The 14,230-nt window shown below is 43.8% G+C and carries 10 protein-coding genes; 4 read left to right on the top strand and 6 right to left on the bottom strand.

Annotated features, from left to right (window positions below; all coding sequences use genetic code 11):
• Nucleotides 1-248 precede the first annotated feature (248 nt).
• Together Q0R52_RS12695 and Q0R52_RS12690 are read left to right on the top strand one after the other, a co-directional pair.
• Nucleotides 249-1,619 (top strand): dipeptidase, encoded by a 1,371-nt coding sequence (locus Q0R52_RS12695; RefSeq protein ID WP_295795040.1) that lies wholly within the window; start codon nucleotides 249-251, stop codon nucleotides 1,617-1,619.
• Nucleotides 1,620-2,136: 517 nt separating this feature from the next.
• Nucleotides 2,137-2,736, top strand: coding sequence for a DUF2807 domain-containing protein (locus tag Q0R52_RS12690; RefSeq protein ID WP_295795039.1), 600 nt, complete (start codon nucleotides 2,137-2,139; stop codon nucleotides 2,734-2,736).
• A gap of 105 nt (nucleotides 2,737-2,841) precedes the next feature.
• On the opposite strand, the gene Q0R52_RS12685 is transcribed toward Q0R52_RS12690, so the two are convergent.
• Nucleotides 2,842-3,360, bottom strand: coding sequence for a DUF892 family protein (locus Q0R52_RS12685; protein ID WP_295795038.1), 519 nt, complete (start codon nucleotides 3,358-3,360; stop codon nucleotides 2,842-2,844).
• 296 nt (nucleotides 3,361-3,656) lie between these two features.
• Between Q0R52_RS12685 and Q0R52_RS12680 the strand changes: the two genes are divergently transcribed.
• Nucleotides 3,657-4,256, top strand: coding sequence for a DUF2807 domain-containing protein (locus tag Q0R52_RS12680; protein WP_295795037.1), 600 nt, complete (start codon nucleotides 3,657-3,659; stop codon nucleotides 4,254-4,256).
• 78 nt (nucleotides 4,257-4,334) lie between these two features.
• Here Q0R52_RS12680 and Q0R52_RS12675 read toward each other — a convergent pair whose 3' ends face one another.
• The 5 genes from Q0R52_RS12675 to Q0R52_RS12655 all read right to left on the bottom strand — a co-directional run bounded on the left by Q0R52_RS12675 (nucleotide 4,335) and on the right by Q0R52_RS12655 (nucleotide 10,722).
• Nucleotides 4,335-4,706 carry a DMT family protein gene (locus Q0R52_RS12675; RefSeq protein ID WP_256484349.1) on the bottom strand — a complete coding sequence of 124 codons (372 nt, stop codon included), beginning with the start codon at nucleotides 4,704-4,706 and terminating at the stop codon, nucleotides 4,335-4,337.
• A 137-nt stretch (nucleotides 4,707-4,843) separates the two neighbouring features.
• Nucleotides 4,844-6,403: a glycosyltransferase family 39 protein gene (locus tag Q0R52_RS12670; protein ID WP_295795036.1), complete on the bottom strand. Its 1,560-nt coding sequence runs from the start codon at nucleotides 6,401-6,403 to the stop codon at nucleotides 4,844-4,846.
• 112 nt (nucleotides 6,404-6,515) lie between these two features.
• Nucleotides 6,516-7,823, bottom strand: coding sequence for a UDP-N-acetylglucosamine 1-carboxyvinyltransferase (gene murA, locus Q0R52_RS12665; protein WP_295795035.1), 1,308 nt, complete (start codon nucleotides 7,821-7,823; stop codon nucleotides 6,516-6,518).
• 88 nt (nucleotides 7,824-7,911) lie between these two features.
• Nucleotides 7,912-8,628: a DUF4290 domain-containing protein gene (locus tag Q0R52_RS12660; protein ID WP_295795034.1), complete on the bottom strand. Its 717-nt coding sequence runs from the start codon at nucleotides 8,626-8,628 to the stop codon at nucleotides 7,912-7,914.
• 198 nt (nucleotides 8,629-8,826) lie between these two features.
• A complete protein-coding gene (locus tag Q0R52_RS12655) occupies nucleotides 8,827-10,722 on the bottom strand; it encodes an ATP-dependent DNA helicase RecQ (protein ID WP_295795033.1) in 1,896 nt (631 codons plus the stop codon).
• A 211-nt stretch (nucleotides 10,723-10,933) separates the two neighbouring features.
• On the opposite strand from Q0R52_RS12655, the gene Q0R52_RS12650 reads away from it, so the two are divergent.
• Nucleotides 10,934-14,170 carry an amidohydrolase family protein gene (locus tag Q0R52_RS12650; RefSeq protein WP_295795032.1) on the top strand — a complete coding sequence of 1,079 codons (3,237 nt, stop codon included), beginning with the start codon at nucleotides 10,934-10,936 and terminating at the stop codon, nucleotides 14,168-14,170.
• Nucleotides 14,171-14,230: the final 60 nt, after the last annotated feature.

The raw sequence follows: 14,230 nt of genomic DNA, 5'->3' as shown, positions 1-14,230 counted from the left end.
TGATCTTAAATACCAATTTTTACTGGCTATAAGTAGCCTTAATTGCTATTTTTTTGCCAAACTTTTTTCTACTGAAACAATTTTTTTGGACTTTAAGGACTTTTAATATTGGAAATAGCTTCTTTTTTAGGAAGCTATTTTTTTTGCCCGATATTTTATTTCACACCTAATCCTACCCTCTATAAATCGTTAATAGGCTCCCTGTAATCTCGTCAAACAAATCCTATATTTGCTTCAAATTGTTATTTATGCAGCTTATTAAAGAATATGTTGACCAGCACAGGGAACGTTTGCTGGATGAATTATTTGACCTTCTTCGTTTCCCGTCTGTAAGCGCCGACCCGAAGTATAAAGCCGATGTGCTAAAAACGGCAGAATTTGTGGCCGAAAAACTACATGCATCCGGAGCCGATAATGTGGAAGTTTGCCAAACCGCCGGCTATCCTATTATTTATGGCGAAAAAATTATTGATGCCTCAAAACCCACTGTATTAGTTTACGGCCATTATGACGTTCAGCCACCCGATCCGCTGGAGCTTTGGAAAACACCTCCTTTTGAGCCCACCATCCGCGATGGTAAAATATACGCACGCGGTGCCTGCGACGATAAGGGCCAATTCTATATGCATGTAAAAGCTTTTGAGCTGATGATGCAAACAAATACGCTGCCCTGTAATATTAAATTCATGATTGAGGGCGAAGAAGAAGTAGGCTCATCAAACCTGGGCATATTTGTAAAACAAAACAAATCACGCCTAAAGGCCGATGTGGTATTGATTTCAGATACCTCAATGATCAGCATGGAGCATCCCTCGCTGGAAACCGGCCTGCGGGGCCTCTCCTATTTAGAAGTTGAAGTAACCGGGCCAAACCGCGATTTACATTCAGGCGTATATGGTGGCGCGGTTGCAAACCCTGCTACAATACTTGCTAAAATGATAGCGTCGATGCACGACGAAAATAATCACATCACCATACCAGGTTTCTACGACAAGGTAATTGAACTAACCGAGGCAGAACGCAAAGCCTTAAACAATGCGCCGTATGATGAGGCTGAATATAAAAAGGATCTTGAAGTTAATGAGCTTTGGGGCGAAAAAGGCTATACCACTTTCGAACGTACAGGCACACGTCCTACCCTGGAAGTAAACGGCATTTGGGGCGGCTATATTGGCGAAGGCGCCAAAACTGTATTGCCATCAAAAGCATTTGCAAAAATCTCGATGCGATTGGTGCCAAACCAGGTATCGGATGAGATAACTCAACTCTTTACTGCACACTTTGAAAAAATTGCGCCTAAATCGGTAAAAATTAGTGTTAAGCCCCATCATGGCGGCGAACCTGCTGTTACACCAACCGACAGTATCGCCTACAAGGCTGCACAGATGGCCATAAAGGAATCGTTCGGTAAAGACCCGATACCAACCCGTGGCGGCGGCAGCATCCCTATCGTGGCTTTGTTTGAAGCCGAACTTGGCCTTAAGACCGTTTTAATGGGCTTTGGCCTCGACAGCGATGCCCTGCATTCGCCTAACGAAAAATACGACGTGTATAACTACTATAAGGGAATTGAAACCATCCCGCTTTTTCATAAATATTTTGCTGAATTATCGGCCTAATTTCTTTCCGCCGTAAGAATTTCGACATTATCTCTTCTACTATATCCCGCAGAACTTACAAAGTTGATAAAACTTCGAAGGTTTTGCGGGCTATTATTTCATGAATTTTAATCAATACTGGCTGAATTTACAAATACTGCAAAACGCGGTAATCCGGCAAAAAAACATCAGCTTCCCCGAGGTTTTACGCCGCCAAAAAAATCCATTTTTTCAAATAACATTAAAAAAAACCTTACCCAGACCTCTTTTACTATCAAAAATATATCATAAGTAACTGTAAAACAGGAATTTAATATAAACAATAGCTTGAGAAATTTAATAGCCAGTCTTGTGTGATTCTTACACTAAGATGATAAATGTTGGTAGATAAAAGTCGCACCTTTGCAGTCGAAAACAAGGCGTTGGTCTACTAAGTAATTTTTACTGTAACGTTTTAAATCCGGCCTCGTCTTATGGATGTATTTCAAAACAAGAGGAATACAGAAAGTTTAGAATCACAATAATAATAAATAAAAAAATGAAAACCAAAATTTTTTCCGCAATTACAATGTTAGCTGTAGTTTTTGGATTAACAACAACAACCTACGCCAGTACCATAAAAGATGACACTTACACTGTTTTAAATGATAAAGGGGCTATAAACAAAATTGAAGTTCACGGCAATGTTGAACTGTTTGTTTCTGACGCATCAACCGACCAGGTTAAAGTTTACAACAAATACTATTCAGAAAGTGCCCTGGTGCAAAACAAAAATGGTGTGTTACGCATCACGTCATACAAAAACGAAAAATTAGTTGTTTGGGTAAGTGCCAATGACCTGCGCGAAATATCAGCATATGACAATGCCGAAGTAAAATCATTCGGTAACGTGTCAAAAATTGAGTTTGCTATCGACTTGCACGACAGTGCATCTGCAAAGTTAAATCTTGATGCCTTTACAGCCGATGTAACTGTAAAAGATAACGCTAAGGCTGTGTTAACCGGGACTGCAAATCAATTAAACCTTAACAGGGATATCGAGTCGAATGTAAAAAGCAACAATTTTTCTGCTGCTCACCGCACTGAAAATAAATTAAGTTTCGCCGCCGATTTCAACCAGGAGTTGATAGGCATGTAAGCCGACTTTTGCAAAAGTTCAACATATATTACGGAAGCCATTTGTTTTGAAGCAAGTGGCTTTTTTTGTGCCCGGGATTAACGGAATTTATACTCGATTTATGTTTTAACTGGTAACATATTTCGCTGTGATTAACAATAGTAACATCCTGTCGTCCTTGGCTTCATCCAGGTTTTCTTTCAGCAGTTGCAATATCTCCGCATTTTTCATTTTTACAGCCATCATTTGCAGTACCTGGAACGATGCGACCTCAATACTCTCCATATTTTGAAGGTAAAACAATATTGCCATATCCCTTAGTGCTGTATCACCTTTCTGTTCGTGTATCGCTGTAAAAGCTTCTTCAATCATCCCGGCAAGGCCCGTGCAACCCGTGGCTTTGTTTTGAGCACCAAGCCGGTCGTAAATCTCGTCCATGCGGATGATTTGTTTTTTAACGTCATCAACCGTTTCCATTATAGCGTGGTTCAGATCTTCAAAATATGCCTGGTTGGCAATCTCCGGGAATCGCGCTACCATGTGTTGCTTGGCGCAATATATCTTGTCGAGATTGTTAGTAAAAAATTTGAGGAGCCGGGTATCGCCCAAATGTATGATTCGTGAACGTTCAATTTGCTTTTCCATTACGTGATATGCTGATAGATGCGTTAGGTTATCAAAAATCGCTCCGTTAAAGAACACAGCAGCAAACGTGTATAAGTATGTATAATTAACTATACAATGCACGGCCGGCCTAAGCTCACCGGCCAAAGTAATTTAACCGTCATTTTCACCGACAAAATATCGGCGTTCGCCGATAAAAACTGCCCCTACGCCTATTACAGACCACTTTGGTGTAACGTTTTTAAGTTGCAATCGTCTTATAGATGTATTTAAAAACAAAGAAAAATTAACTATTACAATTCAAAAATATAATCGTCATGAAAACCGCATTTTTAACCATATTCACTGCACTAACATTAGTAACAGGAATAGCCAATACAACAAAAGCAGCTATTGCAAATACCGGCGACCAAGCCTACACAGTTTTAACTGACGTGAGCGCCATCAACAAAATAGAAGTTCGCGGAAACGTTGAGCTTTACGTATCAGATGCATCAACCGATCAGGTGATAGTTTACAACAAATATTACTCACAAAGTGCCCTGGTGCAGAGCAAAAACGGTGTGTTGCGCATCGCTTCATATAGCCCCGAAAAACTGGTAGTTTGGGTTAGCGCTAACGATTTACGCTCAATATCAGCTTTTGATAATGCAGATGTAAAATCATTCGGAAGCCTTTCAAAAATTGAATTTGATGTTGACTTGCACGACAACGCTTCGGCCCGCCTGAACCTTGATGCCTTCAACGCAAGTGTGACTGTAAAAGACAATGCCAAAGCCGATTTAAAAGGTTATGCAAACGAATTAAACCTTAACAGGGACATCGAGTCAAACGTAAAAAGCAGCAACTTTACTGCCACTCATAACATCGAAAACAAAATGACTATGCTAAGCGTCAATGACGTAGCTGGTCTTTAATACTACTTTTGCAAAAGTTCAACATATATTCTGGAGGCCATTCGTTTTAAACGAATGGCTTTTTTGTTTTGGCAAGATTTACCATTTCTTAAATATCACAAACACCGCCAAAACAATCAGTCCGAAGCCAACCAGGTGGTTCCAACCCAATTTTTCCGATTTAAAAAACACGATACTGAACAGCATAAAAACGGTTAAGGTTATTGCTTCCTGTATGGTCTTCAGTTGTACCAAAGTGAATGGCCCGCCGTCGCCTTTATAGCCGGCCCGGTTTGCCGGTACCTGGAATACGTACTCAAAAAAAGCGAGGCCCCAGCTAATGGCTATTATAGCAATAAGCCCCAGGTTTTTGCCCCAGTCGTAATCTTTAAACTTCAGGTGCCCGTACCAGGCAAATGTCATAAAGGTGTTTGATATAATTAAAAAGATAATGGTTTTTAGGCCCCGCATAAATGAATGTTTAATCTATCTATACTAAAATTAAGCAGTTTTGTTTGATAAATGATCGTGGGGAATTTTCAAAGTTTCAAATCAGCCAATCTTCAAATCCTTTCCATCGCACATCCACGCACCCACGCATCCTCAAATTACTCCAATCTCTTCCTTGCCAATTCCTTACTATACCTTTCATTTAATTGCGGACCGGGATGCACCAAAATAAATATCCCTGTCCCCTTTTCAACAGCAAGCGGGTTGGTTACCTCACCGACTTTATGGTAGCTCTCCAGGTGTTGTGCAAACGTTTTGATATTGCCGCCGCCCTGGTCATCAACATAAATAATATATTGCGCATTAAGACTGTCTGGCGCCCATAAGGTGAAGCTGCTGTTCAGAGAAATTACATCGGGTAAGTTATATTGCTTACCAAAATGATGCACAGCACCTGCTTCGCCATAATTATCGGCATAAATCTGGGTGTGCTTTTGCTGCTCAGGTGTAAGGCTGTTCCAGGCTTTTACTACGTTGGCTGTTATTTCGTCCCAGCCCATCATGTCACCATAATCCTGGGTAGTGGCGTGTTGCTTATGGTCTTCCCAGCGGGTGGCAAAGCTTAAAAACGACAGCTTATCATGCGCAATCCTAAACGCAGCAAGGGTTTTGTTTAACGGCAAAACCGGCAATACCAGTGGAAACAACAATAAATTGGGTATTGTAAAAACAGCTATAACAAAGCCGCGCAGAGCCGGGCCGCTTGTTTTCAACCAGCGCTCAAAGCCAAAGCCGCCTGCAGCGAATAACATCGGGAACGCGCCGAACAGGTAGTAGTTCTTCCCGTTCATCACAAGTAAAAAAGTGAATATTAAAACAAATGCTATAGCCAAAAATTGAAACTTATGCAGCCTAAACGAAAACAACAGGAAAACAAACCCTGTTAGCCAAACAAACAGGGCAATACCGTTTACAGTTAACTCTTGCATAATAAAGTCCGACGGCTTAATAAAATCAAGCTGCTGCTCCCTTAGGTTATGCATGTGCGTAATCACCGGCAAATGGTGCTGAATTTGCCAGATTAAATTCGGCAGAAAAATAAGCAAAGCAAGCAATGCCGCGCCAATCATATGCCTGTTTAGCAACAGTTTGCGGTTTTTGCTGAATACCAGGCCTATAATTAATGCAAAGGTGAAGAATGCCATAGTGTACTTGGTCAGCAGGCCAACGCCAACCACCAAACCCAAAAAATACAGGTATTTAACCGCCGATGTATTACAATATTTGGTAAGCAGCCAAACTGCCATTACCCACCAAAGTTGGTCGAATACCACGGGCTGGAACAGGTAACCGCTGGCGGCAAATGCGGGAGCAAATATCAGCGCCAGGCAAGCAAGCGCTATTGCAAACTTACGGCCGCCAAGCTCAACGGTTATTAAACCGGTAAACCAAACAATAAATCCGCTTGCAATAGTTGGGAAAATGCGCGCAGCAAAAACCGAGTCACCAAAAATAACGGAGCTAATTTTAGCCAGGATAGCTATAAACGGCGGTACTTCTTTATACCCCCAATCCAAATGATCCGCTAAAACCAGGTGTAAAAACTCATCACGGTGAAAACCAAAATGCGCTATCGCCAGCAGGTTTAACCCAAGTTTAATGGCAACAAATATCAAAATGAAAAAGGCGTAACTCGATCTCCGGTTTTGGTAGGGCATGTTTGATCCTTAGGGTTTGCGATAAAGGTAAAAATTAGTTTAGAGATTAGAGACCGGAGATTAGAGATTAGAAAAAAAACTGATATCTCATCTCTAACCTCCAATCACTAACTTATATCCTCTTTATATTCGCTCCCAAAGCAATCAGGCGCTTATCTATATTCTGATAACCGCGCTCTATCTGCTCAATATTGTAGATGGTTGATTTGCCTTTGGCCGATAGCGCTGCAATCAGCAGTGATACCCCTGCACGTATATCGGGAGATGTCATGGAGATACCGCGCAGCTGCACCTGCTTGTCAAGGCCGATAACGGTAGCGCGATGCGGGTCGCAAAGAATTATCTGGGCACCCATATCAAGCAGTTTATCAACAAAAAACAGGCGGCTTTCAAACATTTTCTGGTGTATCAGTACCGAACCCTTTGCCTGTATGGCAACTACCAGGCAAATACTTAGCAAGTCGGGCGTAAAGCCCGGCCATGGTGCATCGGCGATAGTCATAATAGAACCGTCGATAAACGTCTCAATTTCGTAATGCTTTTGTGCAGGGATGTAAATATCATCGCCCCTCAATTCCATTTTTATACCCAGGCGCCTGAACACATCGGGTATCATCCCTAGTTCCTGGTAATGCACATCCTTAATGGTAATTTCCGATTCTGTCATGGCAGCAAGGCCGATGAACGAACCGATCTCGATCATATCCGGCAGTAAACGGTGTTCTGTCCCGCCAAGTTCAGTAACACCCTCAATTGTTAACAGGTTTGAGCCTATGCCACTTATTTTGGCCCCCATGCGGTTAAGCATTTTGCAAAGCTGCTGCAGGTAAGGCTCGCAGGCGGCATTGTAAAGGGTGGTGGTACCTTTTGCAAGCACCGCTGCCATCACAATGTTAGCTGTACCGGTTACCGAAGCTTCGTCGAGCAATATGTAAGTGCCTTTTAAGTTCGATGCGTCTACATTAAAAAAGCCGTTTGACGGGTCGTAATTGAATTGTGCGCCAAGCTTTTCAAAACCAAGAAAGTGAGTATCCAGACGTCTGCGGCCAATTTTATCGCCGCCCGGCTTAGGTATCGATGCCTTGCCGAAACGAGCCAGCAGCGGGCCAACAATCATAATAGAGCCACGCAAACCGCCACCCTTTTCTTTAAACGCATCCGACAGGAAAAAATCCAGGTCGATATTTTTTGCTTCAAAGCTGTAGGTATCAGGCGCCAGTTTTTCAACTATTACGCCCATGTCGCCCAGCAATTCAATCAGTTTATTTACATCCTTAATGTCAGGTATGTTGCTGATGGTTATTTTCTCCGCCGTTAACAACACGGCCGAAAGAATTTGCAAAGCCTCGTTTTTAGCACCCTGCGGTATTATTTCGCCCTTTAACGGCGTTCCGCCAATTATTTCAAATGCGTTAGTCATAGTCAGTCGATAGTTCATGGATCATGGTTCATGGCTTACAGTTGGAGCACAGACGGCTATGAACTATCAACCATGAACTATGAACAAGTTAATACTTTTTAGCCCCCCCGTTGTTACGGTTGCGGTTTTGGTTGTTATTATTGTTACGCGGGTTGTTGTTATTGTTGTTAGTACGACCGCGGTTATTCTGGTTGTTATTATTGGTGCGGCCGCGATTATTCTGGTTGTTGTTACTGTGTGTATTGGCACGGTATTCAACTTTGTTCAGGTTAACATTTTCTTCCAGTTTAAGTGTGCCGCCCGACAGCATATAAAGATCGTTCAATATCATTTCGTCGGTTACCGAATCTTTGTTCCATTGCACATAGGCCATTTTCATAAAATTGGCAACAGCCTGCACCATGTGGCGTTTACGATCAGGATCGTCAATACTTTTGGCCTTTTCAATCATCAACTCGATTGTTTTGCCATAGTGCTTGTATCTTATACGCTGGTGCGGATATTTTAATGGCTCTGGCTTTAAATGGATGGCTTCCATCGACGGCTTTGGGTAAGGTGAGTCAACATCAATCTGGAAATCAGAAATAATGTGCAGGTGATCCCACAGTTTGTGTTTAAAATCGGCGACATCGCGCAGGTGCGGGTTTAAAAAACCCATCAGGTCAATCACAACCTGTGCATAACGGTTACGTTCTTCTTTAGTAGGCAGCGCAACAATATATTTTACCATATTTTGTACGTTGCGGCCATACTCAGACAGGATTAATTTATTCCTGGTTGAGTTATAATCAAATTCTTGGGGCATAGTTTTATAAGCCTGTTAGTTAATATTTTATGAAGATTTTTAAAATTAGCGCAGACATTTTTCCCGGTAAGGGTGGGAATTAGAGGCTAAAGTTGAATTTAGTACGAAGTAGTAACGCAAATATAAAGCATTTTGTGTGGAACTGCAAAATATTAAGCTCTCAGACTTTCCAGACTGCCAACTGCCAACTTAAAACTGCTAACTGATTACAAGTTTCTCCCCCGCAAACTTAATTTTCCCTGCATCCAATAATTGCCTTACCGTATCTATCCGCTCTTTTTCGGTGCCGATGGTGGCTGTGGTTACCAGCGTGGCAATATCGTGCGATGAGGTACTTAACAACTCTATCAGTTCGTTTGTAATGTCATCAAATATTTCGGCAGCGCTGGTTTGGCGTTTTTCTTCCAGGCAAACATCACAAACACCACATTTATCTGCATTGCGCTCGTCAAAATAATTAAGCAGCATTTGGCTGCGGCATCTTTTCGTTTCGGCGTAAGCAAAAACGCCCTCCATTTTTTTACGGTAGGTCGCCTTACGATCGTCAATCAATTTTTTGTTGATGTATAGCGATTCGTTATGCTGGCGGGGTTTCAGCCAGGTAACCTGCGGCTTATCGGTTTGTTGTTTGTAACTTAAAATATGGTATTCGTCAAGTTGCTTCAGCCCCTCGATAACCTGCTGCGCGCTCATCTGGCTGCGCCGTGCAAGGTCAAATTCGCGGATATTTACAAAATTGTCAAACGCCCCGCCGTATGAGCGCAGTATCGTTTTAACAAAAGGGTCCCACCCCGGGTTTTGTATCTGGAAGTTATACAACTCCTCGTTCCCAACCTCAAACCGAAACCGCGAGGGCAAAAACACACTCTCGTTAAACGACAGGTAATCATCCTGCTCCAAAAACTTCAGGGCATTCAGCGTCTTTATAGGCTCTAATTTAAACCGGCTGCAAAAATCGCCCAGGTCAAGATCCATGCTGGTCCCCTCGCCTGCCTCATAGGCTAAGCTGTAGTAGTTGGCTAAATAGTGGTAAACCTGCTTTACTTCAGCAACAGTTGGAAAACTTAATTCAAACTTTTTCTCCTGTCTCAGCCTGTCGGCATAATTATATAACAATACGCCGTAGGCTTTATGCTCATCTCGCCCTGCCCTGCCGGCTTCCTGGTAATAGGCTTCCAGGCTGTCGGGCATATCTTTATGTATTACAAAGCGCACATCCGGTTTATCAATCCCCATTCCGAAGGCGTTGGTAGCTACAATTATTCGCGTCTTATTGGTCTTCCAGCTTTCCTGTTTTCTCGACCGTACGGCTGCCTCAAGGCCCGCATGGTAATAATCGGCCTTAATGCCGTTAGTGGAATAAAATTTGGCTATTTCGGCGGTTTCCTTGCGGGTACGAACGTAAACAATCCCGCTGCCCTTAACGCCTTTCGCCACATCAATCAGCTTACGCAATTTATCCTCTGTGTTTTGAACCACGTAGCTGATATTTTTCCGCTCGAAGCTTTTTTGAAAAACCACCGCGTTTTTAAACTGTAGCTTTTGTTGAATATCCTCGCGCACTTCGGCGGTAGCGGTTGCTGTTAATGCCAGCACCGGCACATCCGGGTGCAATTCCCTCAAATCAGCAATGTGCAGGTACGGCGGGCGGAAATCATATCCCCATTGCGAAATACAATGCGCCTCGTCAACCGCAATCAGGTTCACATTCATGTACTTGATGCGCTCGCGGGCCAGGTCAGACAATAATCGCTCTGGCGACAAGTATAAAAACTTCACCCCACCATAAATACAGCTATCAAGCGCCATATCAATTTCGCGCTTGCTCATGCCCGAAACGATCGACACCGCTTCAATTCCCTTGGCCCGCAAATTTTCCACCTGGTCCTTCATCAACGCGATCAGGGGCGATACGACGATACAAATACCTTCTTTCGCCAAAGCCGGCACCTGGAAACAAACCGATTTGCCCCCGCCGGTTGGCAATAACGCCAGCGTATCATGACCCAATAAAACAGATTTGATAATCTCCTCCTGCATCGGGCGGAAAGTATCGTGGTTCCAGTACTGTTTTAATATTTCCTGTAATGTCATGCTTTGATTCGGATATCGGATGTTCGATTTCGGATTGTAGAACCGAATTATTCGAAGTTGGTAAAGATAAACTAAGATTCATAGGATGAAAAGATTTTAAGATTCTTGTTTTTAAGTATTGTCTGCCTGGATCCTATAATCCTCAAATCCTATAAATCTTAGTTTAATCTTGGTGTAAATCGTGTAAATTCGCGGCGGTAAAACCCGCATAATGAAAGCTATCTATACTACTCTCCTGTTTTCTATAGTTTCAATCAATTTATTCGCCCAAAAATGGAACATCGAATCCGTCCAGGGCGCCCCGCAAAAAAAAGTAACCATAACCACCGACGAAGGCACCTGGATGAACCTCGACGTTAGCCCCGACGGCAAAACCATCGTTTTTGATTTGCTCGGCGATATTTACAGCATACCTATTGCTGGCGGCAAAGCAACCCTGTTGGCGGGCGGCAAAGCATGGGAGGTGCAGCCACGATTTAGCCCGGACGGAAAAAGCATATCCTACACCAGCGACAAGGAAGGCGCAGATAACATCTGGATAATGAACGCCGATGGCAGTGGCAAGCATTCCATCACCAAAGAAAACTTCAGGTTGCTGAATAATGCATCGTGGTCGCCCGATGGACAATATTTGGTTGCCCGCAAACATTTCACCGGCTTCCGCTCGTTAGGTGCGGGCGAAATGTGGCTTTACCACAAAACCGGCGGCGAAGGTATTCAGCTAACCAAACGTAAAAATGACCAGCAGGACGCAGGCGAACCAATAATTTCGCCCGACGGCAAGTATGTTTACTGGAGCGAAGATGTTACGCCCGGGCCATCATTTCAATATAATAAAGACCCTTATCAGGGCATTTACGCCATACAACGCCTGAACCGCCAAACCGGCGACATAGAAACCGTTACGGGCGGTTCCGGTGGCGCATGTCGTCCGCAAATATCTCCTGACGGAAAGCTACTGGCTTTTGTTAAGCGCGTGCGGTTAAAATCAGTATTATTTATTCACAACCTGGCCACCGGCGAAGAATGGCCTGTATACGATGGCTTATCGCACGACCAGCAGGAAACCTGGGCTATTTTTGGCGTGTACCCTAATTTTAACTGGACGCCGGATAATAACAGCCTTATTTTTTATGCGAAAGGTAAGATCTGGAATTTGGATATAACATCGCTTAATGCAACCCAAATACCGTTCGAAGTAACCTCAACGCAATCAATTACCGACGCCCTTCATTTTCAGCAGAAAGTTTTCCAGGACGATTTTACGGTGAAAATGATCAGGCAGCTGACAACATCGCCGGATGGTAAAGTTGTTGCCTTTAATGCTGCCGGGTATATTTATATAAAAGCCCTCCCCGACGGCATACCAACCCGAATTACCGCCACTCCCGATTTTGAATACGAGCCTGCCTTTAGTCCGGATGGTAAATCATTAGTTTATATTGACTGGACAGACGAGCTAAAAGCATCCATCAATAAAATCGATCTTACCACCTGCCAGGTTACCAGGCTAACAGCGGAAAAAGGCTACTACTACTCGCCCAAATTTTCAAACAAAGGCGATAAGATAGTTTTCAGGAAAGGCGAAGGTAATGGTACGTCCGGTTATGCGTTCGGCAAAAATCCGGGCATTTACACCATCCCGGCAAATGGTGGCACGCCAAAAATGATAATCGACAATGGTATTCAGCCGCAATACTCGGCTGATGACTCGAAATTATACTATCAAAGTTACGAGGGCGACAAAAAAGCCTATAAGGTGATGGACACCACCGGCGCCAACCAGCGGGTTTTGTATACCTCGAAATATGCAACGCAGTTTAACCCAAGTCCCGATGGCAAATGGGTGGCCTTTACTGAGCTTTTTAACTGTTACATCACCCCGATGATTTACACCGGCAGCCCGCAAGAGTTATCGGCCGGCAATAAAGCCCTCCCTTTGAGCAAGTTAACACGTGATGCGGGCACGTACCTGCATTGGAGCAAAGACAGCCAGAAGCTAATGTGGACGCTTGGCCCGAAATATTTCGTGCGTGACATAAGGAATGCATTCCCCTTTGTTGATGGCGGAACGGATAAAACCCCACCGGTTGATACAGTTGGTACAGAAATCGGCCTGAAGCTAAAAACCGATGTTCCCAACGGTGTTATCGTCTTTAAAAATGCCAGGATAATTACCATGAAGGGTGATGAGGTGATTGAAAACGGCACCATCATAGTTACCCGGAACAAAATAACCGCAATAGGCAAATCCGATGCAATTGCGGTACCTGATAGCGCGAAAGTCTACGATCTTGCAGGCAAAACCATTATGCCGGGTATCGTCGATGTACACGGCCACCTGGGTACCAGCCCCGATGGAATCTCTCCGCAGCAGGATTGGCGTTATTATGCCAACCTGGCTTTTGGTGTAACCACCGCCCACGACCCGTCGAGCAATACCGAAATGGTATTTAGCCAAAACGAAATGCTAAAGGCCGGCAACATGGTTGGTCCCAGGGTTTACTCAACAGGTACCATACTATATGGAGCCGATGGCGACTTTAAGGCTGTAATAAATAGTTTTGACGATGCACTCTCCAACATCCGTCGTTTAAAAGCGGTAGGGGCATTTTCGGTAAAAAGCTATAATCAGCCACGCCGTGAGCAGCGCCAGCAGATTATTGAAGCCGCCCGCCAGTTGCAAATGGAAGTTGTACCCGAAGGCGGCTCCACATTTTTTACCAATATGAGTATGATATTAGACGGGCATACCGGTATTGAGCACAACATACCGGTTTGGCCAATTTATAAAGACGTAAAAACCTTATGGAACGCCAGCAAAACGGCTTACACCCCTACTCTTATCGTTGCTTATGGCACCCAGTTCGGTGAAACGTTTTGGTACGACCGCACCGAAGTTTGGAAAAATGAGCATTTGCTGAATTTTACGCCACAATCAATTGTTGATGCACGGTCGCGGCGCAGGAGTACGTCGGAATATGGCGATTATGGCCACATCGAGGTATCCAAATACGTAAAACAAATTGCAGACGGCGGCACAAAGGTAAATCTGGGTGCACATGGCCAGTTACAGGGCCTGGGCGCTCATTGGGAGCTATGGATGCTGGCGCAAGGCGGTATGACGCCGCTGCAGGCCATCCGTTGTGCAACAATGAATGGCGCATCCTACCTTGGTATGGATAAAGAAATTGGTTCGCTGGAGTTAGGCAAGCTTGCCGATATGATTGTACTGGACGCCAACCCCCTTGTTGATATCAGGAACAGCGAAAGAATAAAATACGTAATGGTTAACGGCCGGTTGTACGATGCTAACTCGATGAACGAAATCGGCAACCGTGAAAAACCAAGACAACGTTTCTGGTGGCAGCTAAACCGGGGAGCGATATCTGATTTACCGATAGGTAATACGGAAACTTACCAGTTTACAGTCCAGGACGGGGATTAAACTAAGATTTATAGGATTAAAAGATTTTAGGATTACGAACCCAATCTTTTAATCCTATAA

Source organism: Mucilaginibacter sp. (assembly GCF_025359345.1).
Classification (GTDB): domain Bacteria; phylum Bacteroidota; class Bacteroidia; order Sphingobacteriales; family Sphingobacteriaceae; genus Mucilaginibacter.
The sequence above is the reverse complement of the archived record's forward strand: the minus strand, read 5'-3'. Positions and strand labels throughout refer to the sequence as shown.